This window comes from Aurantivibrio infirmus, assembly GCF_054767315.1.
The window spans coordinates 412,858-435,226 of the sequence record NZ_BAAFSK010000001.1 but is presented as its reverse complement, the minus strand read 5'-3'; the positions used below and the strand labels follow the sequence as shown (position 1 = coordinate 435,226).

The 22,369-nt window shown below is 42.9% G+C and carries 22 protein-coding genes; 5 read left to right on the top strand and 17 right to left on the bottom strand.

The window, feature by feature from the left end:
• Positions 1–83: 83 nt before the first annotated feature.
• From lepB to ACYUCY_RS02090, 6 genes are all read right to left on the bottom strand, one after another.
• On the bottom strand, positions 84–761 hold the full coding sequence (gene lepB, locus ACYUCY_RS02115) for a signal peptidase I (RefSeq protein WP_460224790.1): 678 nt from the start codon (positions 759–761) through the stop codon (positions 84–86).
• A 98-nt stretch (positions 762–859) separates the two neighbouring features.
• The gene (locus ACYUCY_RS02110; protein ID WP_460224789.1) at positions 860–1,225 is read right to left on the bottom strand and encodes a hypothetical protein; all 366 of its coding nucleotides are present in this window, start codon (positions 1,223–1,225) and stop codon (positions 860–862) included.
• 40 nt (positions 1,226–1,265) lie between these two features.
• The gene (locus ACYUCY_RS02105; RefSeq protein ID WP_460224788.1) at positions 1,266–2,258 is read right to left on the bottom strand and encodes a hypothetical protein; all 993 of its coding nucleotides are present in this window, start codon (positions 2,256–2,258) and stop codon (positions 1,266–1,268) included.
• Positions 2,259–2,266: 8 nt separating this feature from the next.
• Positions 2,267–3,112, bottom strand: a complete 846-nt coding sequence (locus ACYUCY_RS02100; protein WP_460224787.1) for an ABC transporter ATP-binding protein — start codon at positions 3,110–3,112, stop codon at positions 2,267–2,269.
• Positions 3,112–3,495: a GntR family transcriptional regulator gene (locus ACYUCY_RS02095; RefSeq protein ID WP_460224786.1), complete on the bottom strand. Its 384-nt coding sequence runs from the start codon at positions 3,493–3,495 to the stop codon at positions 3,112–3,114. Before ACYUCY_RS02095 ends, ACYUCY_RS02100 begins: the two co-directional genes overlap by 1 nt.
• Positions 3,496–3,513: 18 nt before the next feature.
• Positions 3,514–4,371 (bottom strand): GIN domain-containing protein, encoded by an 858-nt coding sequence (locus tag ACYUCY_RS02090; protein WP_460224785.1) that lies wholly within the window; start codon positions 4,369–4,371, stop codon positions 3,514–3,516.
• Positions 4,372–4,838: 467 nt separating this feature from the next.
• On the opposite strand from ACYUCY_RS02090, the gene ACYUCY_RS02085 reads away from it, so the two are divergent.
• From ACYUCY_RS02085 to ACYUCY_RS02065, 5 genes are all read left to right on the top strand, one after another.
• Complete coding sequence (locus ACYUCY_RS02085) at positions 4,839–5,228, top strand: BlaI/MecI/CopY family transcriptional regulator (RefSeq protein WP_460224784.1); 390 nt, start codon at positions 4,839–4,841, stop codon at positions 5,226–5,228.
• A complete protein-coding gene (locus ACYUCY_RS02080; protein ID WP_460224783.1) occupies positions 5,229–7,454 on the top strand; it encodes an ankyrin repeat domain-containing protein in 2,226 nt (741 codons plus the stop codon).
• Between the two features lie 326 nt (positions 7,455–7,780).
• Positions 7,781–8,758 carry an alpha/beta fold hydrolase gene (locus ACYUCY_RS02075; RefSeq protein WP_460224782.1) on the top strand — a complete coding sequence of 326 codons (978 nt, stop codon included), beginning with the start codon at positions 7,781–7,783 and terminating at the stop codon, positions 8,756–8,758.
• Between the two features lie 98 nt (positions 8,759–8,856).
• Positions 8,857–9,789, top strand: coding sequence for a DMT family transporter (locus ACYUCY_RS02070; protein WP_460224781.1), 933 nt, complete (start codon positions 8,857–8,859; stop codon positions 9,787–9,789).
• Positions 9,790–10,210: 421 nt separating this feature from the next.
• Positions 10,211–12,190, top strand: coding sequence for a hypothetical protein (locus ACYUCY_RS02065; protein WP_460224780.1), 1,980 nt, complete (start codon positions 10,211–10,213; stop codon positions 12,188–12,190).
• Positions 12,191–12,348: 158 nt separating this feature from the next.
• On the opposite strand, the gene ACYUCY_RS02060 is transcribed toward ACYUCY_RS02065, so the two are convergent.
• From ACYUCY_RS02060 to tsaD, 11 genes are all read right to left on the bottom strand, one after another.
• The gene (locus tag ACYUCY_RS02060; RefSeq protein ID WP_460224779.1) at positions 12,349–13,353 is read right to left on the bottom strand and encodes an ABC transporter permease; all 1,005 of its coding nucleotides are present in this window, start codon (positions 13,351–13,353) and stop codon (positions 12,349–12,351) included.
• The gene (locus ACYUCY_RS02055; protein WP_460224778.1) at positions 13,350–14,309 is read right to left on the bottom strand and encodes an ABC transporter ATP-binding protein; all 960 of its coding nucleotides are present in this window, start codon (positions 14,307–14,309) and stop codon (positions 13,350–13,352) included. The genes ACYUCY_RS02060 and ACYUCY_RS02055 overlap by 4 nt, the downstream gene beginning before the upstream one ends.
• Before the next feature lie 151 nt (positions 14,310–14,460).
• Positions 14,461–16,401: an acetate--CoA ligase gene (acs, locus tag ACYUCY_RS02050; RefSeq protein ID WP_460224777.1), complete on the bottom strand. Its 1,941-nt coding sequence runs from the start codon at positions 16,399–16,401 to the stop codon at positions 14,461–14,463.
• A 220-nt stretch (positions 16,402–16,621) separates the two neighbouring features.
• On the bottom strand, positions 16,622–17,017 hold the full coding sequence (gene panD, locus ACYUCY_RS02045) for an aspartate 1-decarboxylase (protein ID WP_460224776.1): 396 nt from the start codon (positions 17,015–17,017) through the stop codon (positions 16,622–16,624).
• Between the two features lie 48 nt (positions 17,018–17,065).
• Complete coding sequence (gene panC, locus ACYUCY_RS02040) at positions 17,066–17,914, bottom strand: pantoate--beta-alanine ligase (RefSeq protein WP_460224775.1); 849 nt, start codon at positions 17,912–17,914, stop codon at positions 17,066–17,068.
• A 385-nt stretch (positions 17,915–18,299) separates the two neighbouring features.
• Positions 18,300–19,301: a metal-dependent hydrolase gene (locus tag ACYUCY_RS02035; protein WP_460224774.1), complete on the bottom strand. Its 1,002-nt coding sequence runs from the start codon at positions 19,299–19,301 to the stop codon at positions 18,300–18,302.
• A gap of 20 nt (positions 19,302–19,321) precedes the next feature.
• Positions 19,322–19,492 carry a hypothetical protein gene (locus ACYUCY_RS02030; protein ID WP_460224773.1) on the bottom strand — a complete coding sequence of 57 codons (171 nt, stop codon included), beginning with the start codon at positions 19,490–19,492 and terminating at the stop codon, positions 19,322–19,324.
• 130 nt (positions 19,493–19,622) lie between these two features.
• Positions 19,623–20,090, bottom strand: a complete 468-nt coding sequence (locus ACYUCY_RS02025) for a hypothetical protein (protein WP_460224772.1) — start codon at positions 20,088–20,090, stop codon at positions 19,623–19,625.
• Positions 20,091–20,283: 193 nt separating this feature from the next.
• Positions 20,284–20,742: a hypothetical protein gene (locus ACYUCY_RS02020; protein WP_460224771.1), complete on the bottom strand. Its 459-nt coding sequence runs from the start codon at positions 20,740–20,742 to the stop codon at positions 20,284–20,286.
• A 171-nt stretch (positions 20,743–20,913) separates the two neighbouring features.
• Positions 20,914–21,270 (bottom strand): dihydroneopterin aldolase, encoded by a 357-nt coding sequence (folB, locus tag ACYUCY_RS02015; RefSeq protein ID WP_460224770.1) that lies wholly within the window; start codon positions 21,268–21,270, stop codon positions 20,914–20,916.
• A gap of 26 nt (positions 21,271–21,296) precedes the next feature.
• Entirely contained in the window at positions 21,297–22,325 is a 1,029-nt protein-coding gene (gene tsaD / locus ACYUCY_RS02010) for a tRNA (adenosine(37)-N6)-threonylcarbamoyltransferase complex transferase subunit TsaD (protein WP_460224769.1), read from the bottom strand.
• Between the last annotated feature and the right edge of the window lie 44 nt (positions 22,326–22,369).

Below are 22,369 nucleotides of genomic sequence, written 5' to 3'. Positions count from 1 at the left end.
TTAGATTAGACATCGGACAACAATCTCACTCCATCATACAGTGATCACATCATTGGTATGGCATCTGAAATAACAGTTAGAATTTAAAGCAGGGGAAAATTAATTCGATCTAATCTGGGTAGATAGTAATTATCATAATTTAATGACAGCAAAATTTTACGCGAACGGCCAACAATCTCGCCACGGGAAACAAAACCAATGAATCGAGAATCTCGGCTATTATCTCGGTTGTCACCCAACACGAAGTAGCTCTCTTGCGGAACCACAATTTCACTAAAGCTTCCATATGGACTGGTGAGATGAGCATCCGTTTGCAAGAGATGTGATTGACCGGAAATGGTTTCGCGAAATGTTAGTTTATCGCTGCTCTTATTAAGCTCCGGATGGAGATCTTCCACGTCAACCCGCTCATACGGTAGTGGCTTTCCGTTCACAATCAGTTGATTGTTGCGCATCGAAATCACATCGCCAGGCACACCAACAACACGCTTAATCAAACGAATATCCGCCACTGCTGATTCAAAAACGATAACGTCACCTGGTTTCGGATCAGACAATCTCAACACCGAGTGGGTAGAAAATGGTGGATGTAAATCATAAGCGAGCTTATTCACAAACACATAGTCGCCTTCAAGAATGGTTGGCTTCATCGACCCGGTTGGAACATGATACCAATCCGCCACCGCTCCCCTCACTACAAACATCAATAGTAAGAAAGCGATAAAACCACGATTCCTATGCAATACTTTTTTGATTTTCATTTAAGTGTTCCAAAAAAAACCACTGGCCGCATCTTTTTTGGGGGAGCGATTACGGCCAGCGGTAACAACAAAAAAGTGTTTAAGCGATACGGATAAAATTAACTAAAGACTGTTGGCATCTTTGCCACTGAGCGTAGAATCGCCCAGCGCTCCCAGTATTCTCGACTCCCGCGAAAGCCATCGTCGATTTCACCGCCCCATTCTGGATTCGCTTTTATGGAACGCTTTAATTGCTCGTAGTGAATACGATTGATGCGTCTTGGCTCCCATTCCAGCACTCTTCCCTGAGTACTAATTAGCCGTCCTGTCATTAATTTATTATTGAGCATCCGAAACGGTGGCAGCACACCAAAAAAACAGGCCGCTTCAACAAATAAAAAATATCCAAGCTCAACACGAAAAGGGCCAACCGGACTTGTCACTCCGTCCTCAAGAATTTCACGAAATGTATATTCTATTTCCATATCAATATCCCCTTAAATTAACTTATTTTTCAAAACAAATTTAAATTTCATAACGATTATTTCGAAGCCACACCGCAGCGGATAAAAAGCCAGCGGTTACCGCCAAAGAAACCATCATCAACACCGGACTCGTATTTAAAAAAGCGTCTGTTATTCGTGAGACTCCATCTCGCAACAGGCCTGAATCCATATTAGAAATATTTATTTCGTTCTCATCCAAACCCATCACAAAAATGAGATCAGCCAAAAACGAAACGAAATAGGTGGTTCTAAAAATAAGCGACTCCAAAGCAATTATTGCCAAAGGTGGTATTACTGCTACCAAGAATGGAGAACGCTTGGCCCAAGCCGAAGCAAACATTAACCAGGCATACAAGGGAAGTGCTTTGAATGCACAATACAAAATGAACAAGCAACTGACCGATATTAAATTAACAAAATCTATATCTGAGAAAATTTCAAAAAATGAATTGTCGCCAACACCAGCAGCGCTTAACGATAAGGCTATCGCTGTCGCATATTGCAGCGCCAGGGAAACTAAAAAAGCAACAAGTGGTATAAGAAAAATTGCGAAGCTAAATTTCACTAAAGCACTTTCGCCCTCTCGAATCGGAAGGGACTTCCAAAACAATATACTTCTATCTTTACGGTCCACAAAAAGACATGAAAGCAAATAGAACACAATGACAAAAAATGCTACAACCTGAAAACCAAAGAATATCGCAAAAACACTAGCCCTAATAATATTAGAATGTGACAAGCTGCTCGACTCTGAATTCGGAAATAACCGATCACTGATGACAATTGTACCGCTCGAAAAGTCTATCACTTGCTCAGGTTCCTGAGCGCTTTCAAAATACTCGCCCGAATCGCTTGCAGAAACACCGATTTCATAACTATATAGGAAGTAACTACAAGTCATGAAAAATACAGCGACACCGGCAAGAATGACGGGAGTCCAAAATACACCGCCGATATGCTCCCAGAATTCCCGGCGCAGTAAATATGTAATCTTTGTGAATCTCTCGTTCATGTGATTCCCTATTGCATCTTCGCTACAAATAAATCCGCAATTTTTGCCGAGCGAACTTCCCCAAACTGAGCAACTTCTTTTTTATTCAAGTTCTCGAAAATAAATTCCGTTTTCCCCAGACCAGAATTCTCATAGATAGGATTTAGCTTTCTCGCCTCATCCAATAGGTCAGGACCTACACTAACTTCAGTGAAGTTTTCTGCCACCTCTTCCATGGTCGAATTAAGCACAATTTTTCCATCTCTAATAAAAACAAGATCCGTTAAAATTGTCTCGATCTCTTCAACTTGGTGGGTCGTAATTAGGATTGTTTTTTCTTGATCAAAATAATCATTTAACAAACTCGTGTAGAACTGTTTTCTATACAGAATATCCAAGCCGAGGGTAGGCTCATCCAACACTAGCAAAGGAACATCGATTGCCATGATCAAGGCTAAATGCAACTGCGTAATCATTCCTTTCGAAAGTTTGCCGACTGTTTTGTCGAGTTTGATATCGGTTTTCTGTAAAAACATTTCTGCTTTTTTGCGATTGAATTTAGGATGAATTGCATCCATAAAATCCAACGATTTATTCGGTGTAATCCAACGTGGCAGAATTGCGGTGTCCGCGATAAAACACACTTTTTCCATTAAGCCTGCTCTATTTCGATTCGGCTCCATGCCAAGCACGCTTAGCTCCCCCTCACAAGGCGCCAAACCCAAGATACATTTGAGCGCTGTTGTTTTTCCCGCGCCATTGTGACCGATCAGGCCGACAATCTTTCCTGGTTCGATCTCTAAATCGATACCATCGAGGACTGTGGTTTTACCGTACTTTTTTGTGAGATTTTTTGCTGATACCAAGGCGCTCATTATTCTTCACCTTTTTGCGTTTGTTTTTCCAACAGCATCAACAACTCTTCAGAAGTAATACCTAATTGCTTCATACGCTTCCCCAAATTTTCAACTTCCGTATCCAGAAATCGAGATCGCTCTCGATCGAGCAGTATTTTTTGTGCACCCTCTTCAACAAACATGCCCAGACCACGTCGTTTTTGTAGTAGACCTTCATCAACCAACTCTTGATAAGCTTTTGAAACGGTTATGTGATTGATTCGATAATCACTCGCGACCTGTCTTACTGACGGTATCGCTTCACCTTCTTTTATGACGCCTTCGATAATCAACGCGATAATTTTTTCGCGAAGCTGGCGATAAATAGGTTGGGAATCATCCCAATCGTCAATGCCACTCATTTAAAATATCGCCTTTCGCTATTGCTTAATTGATCGAACATCGCCCGATCCTTTGATGTCTCTATCAATTTCTGCAGGATTTCCGAGATAGAGAACATCGCCACTTCCGTTAATATCGACTTCGAGACGCTCGCTAGCGTTTACTCGGACGTCCCCCGATCCATAAATCGACACCTCCACAGAATCTGCCACGACTTCTTGCGCATTAACGTCCCCGGAAGCCCGAATGGAGATCTCTAAATCTTTGCTGTAACTTTCCCCGCCCTTACCTAAGCTAATATCGGACGAACCATATACGCCCACTTCTATTTCATCGGCCTTAAGTTGGTCAACGTCGACATCGCCCGATCCGCGAGCGCTAATTTCAATATTACTCGCGCTGATGCTCTTTACTTGCGCATCGCCAGAACCTCTTGAATTCAATTCAACTTTACGCGCTTGAATTGATTCAATATTAAGATCACCCGAACCGCGATTTTCAATTTTTAGTCGCCCATCGGAAACAATCTGGTTTACTTTTACGTTTCCCGAATCACGGTTTTCGATACTCTTAATTTCTTTTATTTGAATCTCAAAATCAGCTTCTACATTTCTTCCTATACCCCAAAGGCCGCTCGTGTGCTTACCATCGATTCGCAAGGTTTCGCCTCGCACCTTTGCTTCAAGCTTGTCTAGGTTTTTCTCCTCGGTAGTAACACGAACAAATTCCGGCTCACCTTGAGTGACGACAACATTAAAATGGCCGCCAATTCTTAGATGTTGTACGTCCTCTAACTCAATAGTAGAGCTCACCACCTCCGCATCGACCAATGCACTCGCCGCTAGTGCTGAGATTAGTGCCGTACTCTGTAATGTTTTCTTCATCAACGCTTTCATGTATTGGCCTTCCACTTATTACTATTGATTAGCTAGCTCTTGATTGACCTATTGACTTGTAATGCGAGCTATAGTGTTATGCATAACTATAACACTATATTTTTGTAGAGCAAGCCTCGAATGTTAAGCAGTGTTAATTTAAGCGATGTCGTAGTTTTTTACATTTATTCAATAAAAACAATCGCTTGGAATAGATAAGACCTAGTAGTAAACGATGTTTTCGGTGTTTTTCATAAATTTTGTCGCCCGATTTATCTTTGCTTGGCAATCATCGGGCTCCTAAGAATTGACAAAGTGTCGAAGGCTGTTAGTATTCCAACATGTTGGTTTTCTGGCATGTTAGGAAATTTAGAGTGTTCTTACAAGTCAGCAACGGAATTTAAAGGCTTGGGCGAGAATCCAGATTCAGAGAAGAGACACCACGACCATTTAATTTTAACGAAAGACATTTATCAGCGAGACCAGCCATGTCAAAAGATACACAAACGGAATTTTCCCGACGCGAGCGGCAGATAATGGATGTTATTTACCGTTTTGAAAAAGCAACCGCACGGGAGATTCACGAAGCGATTAACGATGCTCCAAGTTATACCTCAATAAGATCTCATTTAAGAGCGATGGTCGATAAAGGTTATTTGGATTATTCGCAAGAGGGTATTCGTTACGTTTATACGGCGGTGGTTCCCAAAACCAAAGCAAAATCGTCAGCCTTGCAGAATGTATTAACTAATTTTTTCGGCGGATCACATCAAGATTTAATTGCCACCCTTATCGACACTGAAGCCAAAAATTTATCTGAACATGACCTAGATCAGCTTTCAAACCTTACCGAAAAAGCAAAACAAGAGGATCGATAAATGGAAACGATTACTTCGCTACTCAACGTAAATGGATTGTCCTTAAGTGGCTTGGAACTATTAATACGCATCACTTTACTCTTGAGCGTTGCATCGCTCGCCGCCGTTTTACTCCGATATCAATCGGCGGCTTTACGTCGTCTAATATGGGTGGGTGCATTTAGTTTAATACTATTGATACCTTTACTCAGTGTCGCCTTGCCAAAAATCCCATTACTGGCAACCGAACAAGATACCACCGCGGCCATCGCCAATGAAATCGTTGGAATAAATAACGAGGCGAAACCTCTCAACAAGCTTGAAGAGATTAACAATTCGACGGGCGTCAACCACGAGGCAAAAACAAACGTAGAAGTTTTGGACGTGCCAGCTGACAACAGCTCAACTATCACACCGGGGATAATTGAGAATAGTGGACAAGACAGCTTGGCGATAAATCTGGAACTCAGTTTGTTTTTATTGTGGGCAATGGGATTCGTATTTTTTTCCTTGCGACTATTACGCCACACGTTGATGGCCCGTGCTTTATTTAGACGATCACAAGCGCTAAACATGGATGACCCTCTTTACCTTTTCACCCAAAACATCTCACGAGAAAACCGGATTTCTCTCTATAGCTCTGATGAATTATCGACACCAATAGCGCTTGGTATCATAAGACCCTCGGTAGTTCTGCCTGCGGATTATATTTCTTGGTCAAGATCAAAACAGGAATCAGCCATTCTTCACGAGCTTGGCCATATCAATAATGCTGACAGTTTTACGCGAATATTGGCCTACATTAGCTGCACAATTTATTGGTTCCATCCACTTGCTTGGTATGGATTTAGAAAACTTAAAGAAGAGCAAGAAAAATCGGCTGACAATTTTGTATTAGATAAAGGCGTGGCGGCTTCTACTTACGCGCAAGACTTATTAGACATAGTAAAAACTATTCAAAGTAAACAACTTAACAGCGGGGTTATGACAGCCATGGGAAGTTATTCATTTTTTCCTCAACGTATGCGTTCCATTTTATCCACATCACAATCAAGGCGCGGACTGAGTCGCGGTCAAACAACTATTACATTACTCGCTTTAATCGCAATAGCGACGGTATTAGCGATTTTTTCCGCGCGCCCAGACGCCCAACAAACTAATTCGGAAGACAGAAGCGAAATACAACAAACCATTAACGCCTTAGAGAACGAGCTGGAGCTTGTTAGATCCGAAACAAAAAGCCAGACACAAACTCCCGAAGGTAAGCAAGAAAAAATTGTCGACCTAGAAACAGAAATTAAAACATTAAAAGAAAACCTACCGACAACACCAGAAATAGAAGAATTTACAGCCATTAATAAGGCGTGGTCGCAGGCTTTCGCAGCGGGTGATCTCGACAAGTTAATGGAATTCTACGCAGAAGATGCGGTAGCCGTTACTCCAGACAAAACCTATCGCGGAAAGAATGAAATTCGCCGTTACTTTGGTGATATGGCGGGCAGCGGCGTGAATATCACCATGGACATTAACAGTGTCGATGTCAAAGATAACCAAGCGACAGAAATCGGAACCTATCATGTCACGATTAATGAAGGAATCGATCTCACTTTATCTGGGGATTATCAAGCGCAATGGCGTAAGCAAAACGGTCGTTGGTTAATTACCGAAGACGAAAGCCACATGCCAGATCTTTCACCTATCGGTGACTATGTAGCAGGATTCATTGGCGAATTCGTCGACAATTTTGATTTCGACTTTGACTTTGATTTCGATCGTGACCGAGGAAATATCGACTTTAGCAAGGGCCAGAAAAATTACGATCAAAACCGCGGTCGATATAGTGAAATCTGGGCGAATGCTAAGGACGAGCTGGCAAAAGCTTCGAAAGAAATTGAACGCGAAATGAAGTTTGCCAAGAATCAATACAGCTCGAATCGAAGAAATAGAGAAGATACTGCGCTTAACGCTGCTGCAAGCAACGGCCACAAAGACGTCGTAAAAATGCTGCTAGAGGGCAACATAGACGTCGACAAGACTGGAGCCAACGGTAACACTCCGCTTTACAGCGCAGCAGAAAATGGGCACAAAGCAATCGTTAAAATGTTACTAGACGAAGGCGCTGACCCTAATGTCAGCAACGCAAGCGGACTAACACCACTGTATTCCGCGTCGAAAAACGGTCACTCCGATATTGTTAAGCTGCTAATAAAAGGTGGCGCCAATATCGATAGTGCGAGTAACAATTAATTAAACATTCTATTTAAGGACAAAACCGGGGATCTTAAGACGCAGTCAATCTTTGTTTTAAGATTCCCAATTAGCTCGACAAGAGTTGCTAACCATTCAAATGTTTTGATTTTTCCCTGCGTCGTTCGCGTATCTGTTTGGCCACTTCAAACCTCCCTCTCCGCTAAAGATACACGCCAAAACAAGTCCAACACGGATTCTGTCTCGTATATTGATGTTTAAATCTGCTAATCTGCATGCTTCTAAAATATTTATGCGGCTCATCAATGAAATTTCTGTGTCCTATACTCTTGATCATCATTAGCCTCACTTCAGGATGCACCAACGTGAGCTCAGCGGACAAAAAAATAATTTCCGATACGATCGTCACCGGCCCGCCAGAATTAATCCGTGGCACCATGGGCTATGCAGATTCAAAGGGAGTGAAAATTTGGTATGAAGTGCTAGAACCAAAAGGTGAGGTGAAGGGAACTCTATTATTGATCATGGGGATCGGACAAAGCGCTTTAGTCTGGCCAACATATTTCACTCAGCCCCTGATCGATCAAGGTTATCGCGTTATTCGCTTTGACCATCGCGATGTCGGCATGTCCGATAGAAGTCTCGAATGGAATAAGGAAAACGCTTACACACTCGATGATATGTCGGCAGATGCCATCGCGATTCTCGACACTTTAGATATTTCAGAGGTTCATGTGTTGGGTGTATCGATGGGCGGGTTGATAGCACAAAATATTGCGCAGAATCACCCCAATCGAGTCAGCTCCCTAAGCTCTATCATGTCCGCAAAACTCGATTTCGAATCTGAATTACCGCAAATATCGAGCACACTGTATTTAAAAATATTCTGGGCTTTCGCACGATACGGCTGGCGAGATAGTGAAGCGGGAGCCATCAAATTAGAGCTAGCAATGCTCGATATAATTAATGGGAAAAGTGATCAGCATCGCGACACTAAACACGTTGCGGAGCGAGTACTGTATGAAATCAGGTTCCGCAATGGGATCAATACTCAAGCAATACAAAAACACAGCATCGCCATTGCAAAAATGGAAAATATCGTAAGGCCTGAAAACGCCGTTACCAGTCAAAAGAATATTCCTACCCTCATCGTTCACGGTAAACTCGATCCGGTTATTCCATTTTCTTCCGGCGTACATCACGCCGATTTAACACCTAAAGCAACGACGCTTTGGATAGACAATATGGGGCACGATATCGCCCCTTCCCATGCGGTATTAATCCACAATGAATTGTTTTCACTTTTTGAGCGAGAAACAGATCTTCAAGAAGATATTAAGTAATTCACTGACAAGCTATTACGCACGGATCTAACTTTGGTGATAGACTGACTCGACTCTTTAGACCCCTCTATCCAATAACTTCTTTTAAGTAGACATTCATGCATTCCATTACTGGTCGCTGGCGTCTTGGCCTCAGTCTCTCTTTGTTAACAGCTATTGTCTGGGGCCTATTGCCAATCGGATTGAAGGGTGTACTAACAAACATGGACCCTATCACCGTCACGTGGTATCGCTTTCTAGTTGCGGCGATGTTAATCGCTCCTTATCTTGCTTATCACAAGTCGCTTCCAAACATTAAAAAATTACGCGGCGGTGTTTTGCTGATGGCGATAGTTTGCATTCTAAGTTTGTGTTTCAACTACAACTTTTATGTCTTCGGCCTCAATACAATTCCCGCTAGCAGCGCCCAAGTGATGATTCAGTTTGCACCAATGTTGTTATTGCTTGGCGGCCTGATAATTTTTAAAGAAAAATTTAGTGCGGTTCAGTGGTTCGGATTTTTTATTTTCTTATGCGGTATATTTTTATTTTTCAATCAACGACTCCATGAACTATTCACTTCATTATCTGATTACACGATAGGCGTCGCATGGATTGGTGCTGCGGCGATTACCTGGGCGGGCTACGCCTTAACGCAGAAGCAACTACTTGTGGAATTGGGGTCAGCGGGAATTATGCTGTTGATCTATGTGGTCGGCGTGATATTGATGCTGCCTTTAATCGACGCAATGCAAATCTTTAACCTAAATCACATCGAGCTATTTTCATTATTGTTTTGCTGTCTTAATACCTTAATAGGTTATGGTGCTTTCGCTGAAGCGCTGAATCATTGGGAAGCCTCCCGCGTTAGCGCCGTTCTCGCCACGACGCCGCTCTTCTCGATTATCTTTATGAATATACTCGAACAACTAGTACCGGGTTTTTTACCGGTAGAACAACTGAACGTTTGGAGCATCGTCGGCGCATTATTGGTTGTATTTGGCTCGATGATCACGGCCCTTTACCGAAACAAAGAATTGAAAGCTTCTTAATAGGCTCTTGAATCTAAGTGTCGCTATACCAGTACCACCCTGACGCGTTATCAATCATATTGATTCGCGCTTCGATACATGACTTATGGTTACATCTTTGCAGCTAAACTCAGCACATAATATTTGTTAATTTTTCTAGAATTCCAAGAATTCATCTAAACTCTTCGCTATACTTCGGTCACAAATTTAGATTCAACTGTCCGTATAGTCAATGTCGACGAGCTGACAAGTCAACTAAACCACTAGTGATTTTGTTAACGAATAAACTATAAGGATACGCTCTGTTTTTAGGCCAACTTGTTTGGCGCTTAGTTTAAAACCAGAGAGTCGAACATAATTGATGTATTTATCGCTGCAAATCCAATAAATTTGCGCGAGCTAAATATTAAACTAGTCAATACAATTCAAGGTCGTATTTAAAATGAAAACTATTAACAGACAGCGTTTGATCAGTTTTTCCAAAATAGTCCTTTCGCTTTTCACCACAGCACTCGTTCTTTTATCTTTTAATACGATGGCAGATGCCCCTCGAGTCAGTAACTTTCTATTGATCGACCAGGAAGGTCTGTCCCATGAATTACATTACTACAGCGACTCCGAAGCCATTGTTATTATGGGTCACAATGCGAAGGCCAAGAATATGCAAAGCTTGGTCTCGCAATATAAAAACATCGCCACTGAATTCGAAAACAAAGGCATAAAGTTTTATTTGTTAAATGCGAGCGGCGATTCACGGCAAAGCATTCAAGATTTGGGTTTGGGCTTGGCTACCCTCCTCGACGAAAGTCAGTTGGTGTCGAACACTATTGGCCTTAATCATGTGGGTGAAGTTATTGTTATTGCACCTCAGCAAAAATGGCAGCGTGTTTATCTGGGACCGATCAGCACCGATACAAATGAGTTGTTAAAATCTGCGCTAAACTCTCATCTAAATGGAAGCAAAATAAACAGCCCAACAGTAGCGATGCCAAAAGCCAGTATCGCACTTCATGATATAAAAACTCACACGCAAAATATTTCTTACAGCGAAACCGTTGCACCCATACTCTTAGATAAATGTGCTACGTGTCACCGACCTGAAGGCATCGGCCCTTGGGCAATGACCTCATACGAAATGATCAAAGGTTTTGCACCAATGATTAAAGAAGTTATTTTAACGAAGCGTATGCCACCTTGGCATGCCGACCCCCACGTGAACAGCTTTCAAGAAGATTTAAGTTTAAGCATTGAAGAACAACAAACGATCATTACCTGGGTAGATGCGGGTGCAGAGCGAGGTAAAGGCAACGACCCCTTGAAATCCGTAGTTGCGAAACAAACTGAGTGGGATTTAGGAGAACCAGATCTTATCGTTGAATTACCTGAATTTGATATTCCTGCAACGGGTGTTCTTGATTATCAAAATTTTGAAGTTGCCAACCCTCTTGATAAAGACGTATGGGTTCGCGCGGTACAGATCATTCCCGGCGACAGAAAAATTCTTCACCACGCCATCGCTTCATTTGGTGACCCGGTGAATCCTGGAAATATTAAAAACGAATCCAATGATGCGGTAAACGAAACTAATAGCTCCATCTTGCAACAACAGCTGATGACTTTTGTGCCTGGTAATGAAAAATATGTTTACCCATCCAATACGGCACTGAAGGTTCCCGCTGGCTCTAGCTTCTTTACTCAGATGCATTACACGCCAAGTGGCAAAGCGACTAAAGACAAGACCCGTATCGGTTTATATTTTCGCGATGACGCGCCAAAACATATACTGCGACACTACGCCATTATTGATCCCGCGATAAACATACCCGTGATGGACGGTAGTCACGAAGAAGCGGCGTATTATAAATTTGAGCGCGACGCTGTTATCTTTGCTTTATTCCCTCACTCACATTACCGGGGTAAAAGCTCAAAGTTTTTCGCGCTTTATCCTGATGGCAAAAAAGAACTGCTGCTCTCTGTACCGAACTACGATTTCAATTGGCAGCGTTACTTCAAATTAGAAAAGCCCTTAGAAGTGCCCGCCGGAACTTTAGTAATTCATAGTACGGTATACGATAACTCGCCCCTAAAACTCAGCAACCCTGATCCTAAAATTAATGTTCGCTGGGGATTACAAAGTTGGGAAGAGATGCTCTATGGTGGCGTGTCGTACCGTTATGCCGAAGAACCAGAAGATGGAGGAGCACTAGATCCTTTTCAAAACCGCGTTAATTTAGCAATGGGTTATATGGATACAGACTTCGATGGAAAAATAACTATCGATGAACTTCCAGAAGCGAGCCGTGAACGCATGATGAAATTAATTCCCTGGTTCGATGCAAATAAAAGCGGCGGCATAGAAGTCGACGAATTAGCCAACCTGCTAAAACCCAGAAACCCAACAAACACTGAAAAAACAGAATAAATTCTCAGCAAGATTTTCAACAGAAAAGTAAAAACCCCGACCAGGAATGATCGGGGTTTTTTTATGGATAAAAAATTTAAAAACCTTCGTGGGCCTTTGGAAATATTGAAGATTTTTGCGAGACCAATGAAATACACTGCCTATTCAGGCGCTCCCGCCTAGAAGTCACGTTTCGAGAACACTAAGTACCCCAAACCCACGCTCGCAACCAACCAAACAAAAGAAACCACAAATGGCTGTACCTGGAAGGCCGGTACATTTAATACCGAAGCCACGGCTTGATCTTTTAATATATCGAAGTTCGGCAAGACATTCCGCAAAACCGAACAAATAGCATTAACCTTTTCCCAACCAAAACTCGCAAATACGTCTTGGTAACTTAACAACAGGGCGATTGACGAATCGATAACGGCGTACAGAACAAAACCCAGCAACACCGCCATTGTCGAACTTTTCGTTACAGTGCCTATTAGAGAAAGAATGCCATATAAAACCATCGCCGTGAAAATCATCAAAGGTGCACAATAAAATATCCGTGCATGCCAGATACCTGTTCGCATACCTATACCAACAAATAAAAGCGCGCTAAAAACCAGAATAGCAAAAGAATACAATGCAACACCACCAATGTATTTGGCGATATAGATTTTAAAACGGCTAATAGGTTTCGATAAAACAATATCTACCGCACCACTACTTAATAGGGCAGGAAAATATCCAGAACATGCGGCAATAAACAAGAACATCGTCAAGGTGAACATTACACCCATCACTAGATAAATATAATACTCGACCGCTCGCTGATAATTTGAAAGATCCGACGCTCTCTCAACAGCCAGCTGTCTTTGTTGTCGATTCTGCAAACGTTGTTCACGACGCCTCTCAACATACTCCTCCATACTGAATCGCGACGCATCAAGATCTTCTGAATTATTGCCTAAATTTAAAGATTCAGAATAAACATCAACCCACTTTTGGGAAAAGTAAGAAATAGGACTATTAATAATAACTAAACCGAATTGTTTTTCACCGTTCGGAGAAACAAAGGTTTTAGGTAATGCAATACTGACCAACAACAATAAAGCCATCATCGCCAACATGAAAATAAAAACGCCCTGCTGTTTCGATTGTTGCCAAGTATCACCAATGAGAGCGAGAATCATAGTTGTGCTCCCATATTTTGATTGCTGGTCTCTCCTGGACCTTTAACCAATTCCATAAAGGCATCTTCGAGATCTATCCTTTGCGGCTGCACACTAAATATTTCAATATTCTCGGCACGCAATTGATCGATAATTGTTGTGATGTCAGTTTCAGATTCTAAAGCCAGTTGAAAGGCATCCAGCTTTTCTTCTTGACTGTCGAGAAACGAAAGCGTTTCTATTTGGTTCCGATTAATCGGAGAGGTACGGAACTTAACAACACATCCTTTGCCACTACCTTCTGCCGACGTTTTTATTTCATCAATCGTTCCTTGCTGCACCAATTTACCTTTGTGCATGATTGCAATCTCATCACAAATCTCTTCAACTTCAGAAAGCAAATGAGAATTTAAAAATATGGTGCAACCTTGTGCTTTAATTGACGCAATGACCGAACGCAACTCATGACGACCCACAGGGTCAACGCCATCGGTCGGCTCATCAAGAAATAATATTTCCGGGTCGCCGATCATCGCCTGCGCCAAACCTACGCGCTGCATCATCCCCTTGGAATACTTTACGATCTTGGTATCGGCCCATTCACTCATATTGACTAGCGCCAGTTTTTTTTCAATATCAAGATCAAGCGCTTTCCCAGAATACCCCGCTAGGCGACCAAAATATTTACATACACCGCGGCCGGTTAAATAGTTCGGAAAACGATGGCCCTCCGGTAAATAACCAACACGTTTACGAGCAAGAGGAGAACGCGAATCTAAGCCTAAGAGAGTAGCTGACCCGCCACTGGGATGGACAATAGATAGCAAGGTTTTTACGAGTGTCGATTTACCCGCACCATTTGGCCCTAACAGGCCAAAACATACACCGCGATTAACTTTTAGATTGATAGAATGGAGCGCTTTTATATTACCCTGATAGGTTTTGCTAAGACCTGACGTTTCTATCGCGTATTCCATTCGCACCTCTTTTTATAATTATTGTAATTTCCGAGCCAACACAGCTACTATTTTTCTAAATTAAAAACTAAGCAATATCACTGTACTGCTTTAGGCGTTTTTATCTACAAAGAAAGGCCCCTACGGGGCCTTTCTTTACAAAATTTAAATGCTAACGAATCAAGCGATTTTCTATTAAGGCATCCACCACCGAGGGATCGGCCAGTGTCGAGGTATCACCCAAGCTATCGATTTCATTCGCAGCAATTTTTCGTAAAATTCGGCGCATGATTTTTCCTGAACGTGTTTTCGGTAAACCCGGCGCCCATTGTATGTAATCGGGTTTAGCAATGGGGCCTATCTCACTCACACATAAGCCAATTAACTCTTTCTTTAATTCGTCGACATATTCTTCGCCACTCATTAAAGTGACGTAAGCATAAATACCTTGGCCTTTAATATCATGAGGACAACCAACAACTGCCGCTTCGGCAACTTTTTCGTGAAGCACTAATGCGCTTTCAACTTCAGCCGTTCCCATCCGATGACCGCTGACATTTAACACATCATCAACGCGGCCAGTAATCCAATAATAACCATCTTCATCGCGACGCGCGCCGTCGCCGGTAAAGTAATAGCCTTTATAAGTTGAAAAATAAGTCGTGATACAACGCTGATGATCGCCATACACTGATCTAATTTGTGAAGGCCATGAACTCTTAATGGCCAAGTTTCCTTCACAAGCGCCACTCATTTCTTTTCCGTCTGCATCTAAGATAACAGGCTCGACACCAAAAAACGGCACCGTCGCTGAACCCGGTTTTAAATCCGTCGCGCCAGGAAAGGGCGTCAACATAAACCCGCCAGTTTCAGTTTGCCACCATGTATCAACGATGGGGCAACGAGAATCACCGACTATTTTGTAATACCACTCCCACGCTTCAGGGTTTATTGGCTCGCCCACTGTGCCTAATAATTTTAAAGAATCACGTTTTGTGCGGGTGACGAAATCATTTCCCGCTGCCATTAACGCGCGTATCGCTGTGGGCGCCGTGTAAAAAATATTAACCTTGTGTTTATCAACGACGTCCCAACAACGAGACGCACTTGGGTAATTGGGCACACCCTCGAACATTAAGGTAATCGCACCATTCGCTAGCGGGCCATAAACAATATAAGTGTGGCCAGTAACCCAACCAACATCCGCCGTACACCAATACACATCACCTTCGTGATAATCGAAAATATATTTGTGTGTTATTGCCGCCTGGAGCAGATAACCTGCAGTAGTGTGCAAAACACCTTTTGGCTTACCCGTTGAGCCGGAGGTGTACAAAATAAATAGTGGATCTTCTGCATCCATACTTTCTGGCTCACAACTATCGGCAACATTTTTGATAGCTTCGTGATACCACAGGTCGTGTTTTTCATTCCAAGCAACTTCGCCACCGGTACGCTTTATAACTAAACAAGTATGCACATTGGGGCAACTTGCTAACGCTTTATCGGCATTGTTTTTTAAAGGAATTAATTTACCACCGCGCAATCCTTCGTCGGCGGTAATGAGCACTTGGCAATCTGAATCGAGAATTCGATCTTTAAGCGCTTCCGGTGAGAAACCGCCAAACACGACAGAATGAATTGCTCCGATGCGTGCACAAGCCAACATCGCATATGCGGCTTCTGGAATCATCGGCATATAAATACAAACGCGATCACCCTTGTTTACGCCTCGTGCTTTTAACACGTTGGCAAACTTGCACACAGCAGCATGTAATTCTGCATAGGTGATTTTTTTGTCTTCGCTGGGATCATCTCCCTCCCAAATAATTGCTGTTTGATTTGCCCGCTCGGGCAGATGGCGATCTATACAATTCGTGGTGACATTTAATTTACCACCACCAAACCATTCTGCTTCGCAACGCTCAAAATTATATTGCCGAACACGATCCCAGGGTTTATCCCAACTCAGAAAAGCTTGGGCTTGTTCGGCCCAAAATGTCTCTGGTGATTCAATCGATTGACGATAAAGTTCATCGTATTGGTCTTTGTTGATATGAGCTTGCTTGGCAAACTCAGCGGGGACTTTATGAAGCTTGGGCAAATCAGACATAGCGATTCTCGTATATAGGTTTGATATTTATTCTTTGTAAGTCGGCCGAGATAGTTGGCGCTAACGAAATAGCAATTCGCCGATTGTAACACCGTGAATGCTTTTAGAAAGGGATGGAGTGGCGACGATTGATCAAGAAAAATTAATTTTCAACTGTGATGCAGATTACATCACAGGCTGAAAAATAAGAGGCATTTATAAAACTAATGAGGGGCTATTACTAGCAAGAACGCAGCTCTTTCAGCTGGACTGGAATGGTATTGGTGGTGCGCTCTACAGAATTGTCTTCGTTAAGGTAAACCAGTTTGGGTTTAAAATCTTTCACTTCTTGTTCAGAAAACTGGCCATAAGCCGCGATAATAATACGATCACCGACTTGGACTTTACGGGCCGCTGCACCGTTCAAAGAGATCGTTTTAGATCCCGCTTCAGCAAGAATGACGTAGGTCGTAAAACGCTCGCCATTGTTTACATCAAGCACATCAATTTGCTCAAATTCGCGCAAACCCGCCAGTTCCACGAGATCGGCATCAATTGCGCAAGAACCGTCGTACCACAACTCAGCCTGGGTCACACAGGCCATATGCAATTTGCCTTTTAGAAGCGTTGTATTCATAGCTTTCTCTCTTGGTAACGCTGTTACTCAATATCCAATTAGAGGTTTTTACAAAACGAGTGAAACATTGTCAATCAAACGTGCGCCTTCGGTATAAAGTGCGCCCAATACGGTGATTTCCTTATCATCGTGAACCGCTGGATCTAAGGTTTTACTGTTACAAATATTGATGTAATCGACCTTAAAACCACTTTCTTCAATTTGTTTCGCAGCGCTAGTTTCTAACTGCAAAAACTCACGCTCACCCTGCTTAATTTGCTCACAAACCCAATTCAAACTCTTATTGAGCTGATTCACAAAGGGCCGCTCTTCTGGGGTGATAAAAGCGTTCCGTGAACTCATCGCCAAGCCATCGGCTTCGCGGAAAATCTCTCCGGCAGTAATCTTTACCGGCATACATAAATCTTCGACCATCCTACGAATTATCGCCAGTTGTTGGAAGTCTTTGATGCCAAAAACTGCTTCATCCGGCTCGACGATATTGAACAGCTTGGTCACTACTGTCGTCACGCCTTCAAAATGTCCAGGACGGCTCGCGCCACATAGGACATCGGTCATGGTTGGCAAGATAACTCGGGTCTGCTCAGCCATGCCATTAGGATAGATCTCGTGCTCATCTGGGTAAAACAGATAATCACAATTGGCTTCTATCAACCGAGCCGTATCTGCTTCGTAAGTCCGCGGGTACTTATCCCAGTCCTCATTTAGGCTGAACTGCAAGGGGTTAACAAAAATACTCACCACAACCACATCGCAATTCGCCTGAGCAATTTTTACCAGCTCGATATGCGCTTGGTGGAGATTACCCATCGTCGGCACAAAGCCGACTGTTTTCCCCGCGGCCCGCTCTCTATCGAGGGCCTCGCGAACTGATGCAATATGATGAAAAATCTGCATACGCTTGCATGCCTCGCGATTCATTAATGGCGGCGAAAACCTCGTTTTCATCCGAGCTGTTGCCGCTATCCAGCAAAAACGTTACCGGAATTATCAAAGCGGGCGGCGATAATACACCGAGATGTTACGATTGTACACGCGAAACCGGTCAATATTTATACAGAAAAACACAAGAATTAGCCTAAATACAGGCCTCTCGGACGACTGGTAGCGAGGTTTTAGTGCCCTTTTCTTATCGAGTCACCTATGTTTAAGGTTCTTCTAGAGCGCCCATCTAATTGCGCGTTAATCAATTCCAGTAATAATCTTACATTGGTAAAACCCCAATTTTGGGGGCTTTAACGTGGGCGTCCCGATTAAATTCGAAAGTGGATATGCAAGAAGTTCAATCCAATATCATATCGACAAGCTTCGGCAATGCCTCTCGACTACCACTTCGATCTGTTACATAGCGGGCATGCGTTTGATTATCAGCACCAGGAAACAATTCAATTGCCCACAAAGGGTTTATGTCATTGGGCAACTGCGAGTAACGGACATCGCCAATTCGATTGCGATTGTTTGGGTCAAGGGCTAGAAAATCACCAGAGAATTCTCGAAAACGTTCGATATCTTTAGCTTGTTGATCATTAATATCCAGCCACGGAAAGTCTCGGTCGATATCTAACTTAGGCAGGCTTTCCCCCGCCCAGTGACGCGATTGAAAAAAACCGGGTTTATAAGCATCAACGTAAAATACCTGGTCACTTTCATAAACAATCTTCCAAACAATAATATTACCGAAACTGGGTTTAACCTGAAGGCGCTGAACTGTATGTGCGCGCTGTTTTGCCAATTCGTAACCAAAATTTAAAGCACGCTGATGTTGAATGGCGGCCACTGATAGATAAATCCCAATCCAGGCAACAGCAAGTAAGGTGAAAATCTTTTTCTTTAATGCAATCGCAGCGGCCATTAATGTTAATAAAATCCCGCTAAACAGCGGATCAATAACCGACACCATATCCCAGGCAAATCGCTCCCCAGTTAATGGCCACAATAATCGCGTGCCATAAGAGGTACAGCTATCTAATAAGCCATGGGTCGCAAATCCCAGCACGCTCCATAACAGAAATTGCCGTAAAGGAATTTGCCAACGCTTGCCCAATAAAAGAAAGAAAAATAATCCACAAATCCCCCCGCCAAAGGGCACAAATAACAAGGAGTGGGTAAAGTGGCGGTGAAATTCTAAAAACAATAAGGAATCTTTGGAGGATCGAATCAGCACATCTAAATCTGGCGCCATGCCTGACAAAGCACCCACAAGTGAGGCTTTAGCGATAGTTGTTTTGTTAGCAGGAACTTGCCCAGCAATCGCACCGAAAACGCCTTGAGTTATTGGGTCCATATATGTCTTAACAAGCCCCTTTAGCTTTTCTTAAAAATAAATCCGTTTATTTTATTAACAGCATAAAAAATCAATTTCTTACTACCGTTAAATAAATCTGTCCCTTTTCTTTTAACTTTCAACTTCCCAAAATAAGTTTCGGAAGAAAGATTGAATTCGCCAATATTTACTTTCGCAGCATCTTTTTTCACTTAAGATTCCCGCGCTCTATCAAAACTCCCACGTCTTTCGCGGATTTAATGACGCTGAATTTTGAGACTCGCAAACACAGCCAGGTTGCCCGCGTCCCTGATTAAGAGACCCATGTCTTTGTTTCTTCAACTAAAATTCGAATTTAACTACCGTGTTTGGAATTTGCCTGACCGCTCCAGCCTTACCATATACTTGGAGAGCCTCTTTGAGCAGTAAAATTGCGTCGTCGTAAGTAATTTCTTCGTTATTTTTAGGCTCTAAAGAAATCAACTGCCAAACAATTAGGTAAGATGACTTGGATCTACGCTTTGAACTCGAAGCGCCCAGTTTTAGGCGTACTTCAAAATTTCGCCCTTTGATTGAAAGCAACCAGATGATTTCACCTGTCGGTTCAGCCAATCCACTTCGCCCGCCTGAATCTGTCACATGTGTTACAAAAAGCAAAAAAACATCTCGCTCACGATCAATTACCCATAATCGCGGGAACATTGTCGCGTCAGTTTTGATAGGGTCATACGGAAGATATTTATCGAGTATTTCTTTTGTCTTGTATCGGGCCTGGTCTTCGCCTGATAACATCTCATTTTTGAAGGACATAATTTAAACTCACATTGATAATTAAAAATAATTAACCAAGGTTAGCGTCACATTTTCTTATCGAGACACCCACCACTCTCCAAAACGAGAGATAATGTTTCGTAGCTTTGGAAGATCATCTATTGTTTGAATGCTCGCCAATTCTATGTTTGCCTCATCGAATGATATACCCATTGTTAATAATCCTTTTTAACTAAAATTCGAATTCAACTACCGTGTTTGGAATTTGTCTGAACGCTCCATATTCGCCAAATAATTGAAGAGCCTCTTTAAGCAGCAAAATTACATCTCTATTAGCAATGTCTTGGGATCCTTTAGGTTTTAATGAGATCAACTGCCAAACAATTAGATAAGGTGAATCGGTTGTAAGCTTTGAACTTAAGGGTCCTTTTTTTAGACGCACTTCAAATTCATGCCCTTTTATTGAAAGCACCCAGAGGACTTCCCCTGTCGGCTCAGCCAATCCACTTTGCCCGCTTGAATCCGTCACATATGTCACAAAAAGTAAAAAAATATCTCGCTCACGATCAATGACCCAGTATCGCGGAAATGTAGTGGCATCAGATTTGAGCGGGACATATTTATCAAGCATTTCCTTGGTTTTATATCGAGCCTGATCTTCGCCAGTTAACTTTTCATTTTCGAAGGGCATAATTTGAACTCACATTGATTATTAAAAATAATTAAACAAGGTTAGCGTTACTTTCTTGTCTGTTCTGCGCTTTGGTTTCCAATTAAATGTCTCTTGCAAAAAGTATTTCAAAATCCAAAGTAGCTTTCTCACAAATGAATTACCTCTATCAACACGCCCACAACTTTGGTGCTAAGGCTTAACCCCTCTCTCTATCAAAACACCCACATCCTTCGCGGTTTTAATTGCGCTGAGTTTTGAAACTCGCAAACGCAGCCAAGTTACGCCGAACTCATCCATCAAAATACCGGCAATCTCTTCGGCTACGGTTTCCACCAAATTGAAATGTCGGCTATTGAGGAATTCACTGATGCGGTCGGCGATGGTTTGATAATCCAAGGCATTATCCAAGTCGTCAGTCTGGGCGGCTTTTAAGGTGGTGGTATTAACTTCGATATCCAAGCTGATGGGCTGCTTAACATTCTTTTCCCAATCGTAAACACCAATTTCGGTATCGATCCTTAGCCCACGTATAAAAAGAATATCCATAGTTTTTCCAATCGTAAAAAATTAATTTAAAGCGCTGCTAGAGTATCCAGGGGCCAGCGCGCGTGGACTTTTATTCCTAAATCCTCTTCCTGCTTTGCCAATAAACGCTGGCACCCCGCGTAGGCGATCATCGCGCCGTTATCGACACAGAACTCTGGTCGAGGATAGGAAACCGACACACCTTTTTTGGCCATGACGATTTTCAATTTTTCTCGCAACTGAGTATTTGCCGATACACCACCGGCCATGATCAAAGTCTTTAAACCAGTTTGCTCCATAGCTCGGCGACATTTAATCATCAGGGTATCCACTACGGCGTCTTGAAAAGCGCAGGCGATATCTGCCATGCATTGATCATCGGGCAAACCATCTTCACCGGCATGTTTCGCAACGGTATTCAAAGTAAAGGTTTTTAAACCTGAAAAACTAAAATCGAGACCTGGGCGATCCGTCATTGGGCGGGGGAACTTAAAACGCCCGACCTGACCTTTTTCAGCGAGCTTGGCAATGGCGGGGCCGCCGGGGTAATCCAAATCCAACATTTTGGCCGCTTTATCAAATGCCTCTCCCGCCGCATCATCAAGCGACTCGCCCAGCAATTGGTACTCACCAATACCATCGACGCGCATCAATTGCGTGTGACCACCGGAAACCAACAGGGCGACAAAAGGGAAGGCAGGAGGGTTGTCTTCGAGCATCGGTGCAAGCAAATGCCCTTCCATGTGATGAACACCTATCGCCGGTACGCCCCAAGCGTAGGCTAAAGAGCGACCGATACAGGAACCTACCATGAGCGCGCCAACAAGCCCTGGGCCTTTAGTGAATGCGACACCATCAATATCTGATGCATCCAATCCGCTGGTGGCAAGCACTTCTTTTATGAGCGGCAAAGTCTTTTGGATGTGATCACGGGAGGCCAGCTCGGGTACCACGCCGCCATATTCCGCATGGACAGCGACTTGGCTATATAGATGGTGGCCCAGCAAGCCTCGTTCACTGTCATAGATAGCGACTCCGGTCTCATCACAAGAGCTTTCGATACCTAAAATCCGCACATTAGTGTCCTCATAACTAGACCCAAGGGCCGTAATCACCCTTG

What these genes read in the sequence shown, in the direction of transcription:
- lepB (WP_460224790.1), bottom strand. Translation starts at nt 761, where the DNA reads ATGAAAATCAAAAAAGTATTGCATAGGAATCGTGGTTTTATCGCTTTC.
- ACYUCY_RS02110 (WP_460224789.1), bottom strand. Translation starts at nt 1,225, where the DNA reads ATGGAAATAGAATATACATTTCGTGAAATTCTTGAGGACGGAGTGACA.
- ACYUCY_RS02105 (WP_460224788.1), bottom strand. Translation starts at nt 2,258, where the DNA reads ATGAACGAGAGATTCACAAAGATTACATATTTACTGCGCCGGGAATTC.
- ACYUCY_RS02100 (WP_460224787.1), bottom strand. Translation starts at nt 3,112, where the DNA reads ATGAGCGCCTTGGTATCAGCAAAAAATCTCACAAAAAAGTACGGTAAA.
- ACYUCY_RS02095 (WP_460224786.1), bottom strand. Translation starts at nt 3,495, where the DNA reads ATGAGTGGCATTGACGATTGGGATGATTCCCAACCTATTTATCGCCAG.
- ACYUCY_RS02090 (WP_460224785.1), bottom strand. Translation starts at nt 4,371, where the DNA reads ATGAAAGCGTTGATGAAGAAAACATTACAGAGTACGGCACTAATCTCA.
- ACYUCY_RS02085 (WP_460224784.1), top strand. Translation starts at nt 4,839, where the DNA reads ATGTCAAAAGATACACAAACGGAATTTTCCCGACGCGAGCGGCAGATA.
- ACYUCY_RS02080 (WP_460224783.1), top strand. Translation starts at nt 5,229, where the DNA reads ATGGAAACGATTACTTCGCTACTCAACGTAAATGGATTGTCCTTAAGT.
- ACYUCY_RS02070 (WP_460224781.1), top strand. Translation starts at nt 8,857, where the DNA reads ATGCATTCCATTACTGGTCGCTGGCGTCTTGGCCTCAGTCTCTCTTTG.
- ACYUCY_RS02065 (WP_460224780.1), top strand. Translation starts at nt 10,211, where the DNA reads ATGAAAACTATTAACAGACAGCGTTTGATCAGTTTTTCCAAAATAGTC.
- ACYUCY_RS02060 (WP_460224779.1), bottom strand. Translation starts at nt 13,353, where the DNA reads ATGATTCTCGCTCTCATTGGTGATACTTGGCAACAATCGAAACAGCAG.
- ACYUCY_RS02055 (WP_460224778.1), bottom strand. Translation starts at nt 14,309, where the DNA reads ATGGAATACGCGATAGAAACGTCAGGTCTTAGCAAAACCTATCAGGGT.
- acs (WP_460224777.1), bottom strand. Translation starts at nt 16,401, where the DNA reads ATGTCTGATTTGCCCAAGCTTCATAAAGTCCCCGCTGAGTTTGCCAAG.
- panD (WP_460224776.1), bottom strand. Translation starts at nt 17,017, where the DNA reads ATGAATACAACGCTTCTAAAAGGCAAATTGCATATGGCCTGTGTGACC.
- panC (WP_460224775.1), bottom strand. Translation starts at nt 17,914, where the DNA reads ATGCAGATTTTTCATCATATTGCATCAGTTCGCGAGGCCCTCGATAGA.
- ACYUCY_RS02035 (WP_460224774.1), bottom strand. Translation starts at nt 19,301, where the DNA reads ATGGACCCAATAACTCAAGGCGTTTTCGGTGCGATTGCTGGGCAAGTT.
- ACYUCY_RS02025 (WP_460224772.1), bottom strand. Translation starts at nt 20,090, where the DNA reads ATGTCCTTCAAAAATGAGATGTTATCAGGCGAAGACCAGGCCCGATAC.
- ACYUCY_RS02020 (WP_460224771.1), bottom strand. Translation starts at nt 20,742, where the DNA reads ATGCCCTTCGAAAATGAAAAGTTAACTGGCGAAGATCAGGCTCGATAT.
- folB (WP_460224770.1), bottom strand. Translation starts at nt 21,270, where the DNA reads ATGGATATTCTTTTTATACGTGGGCTAAGGATCGATACCGAAATTGGT.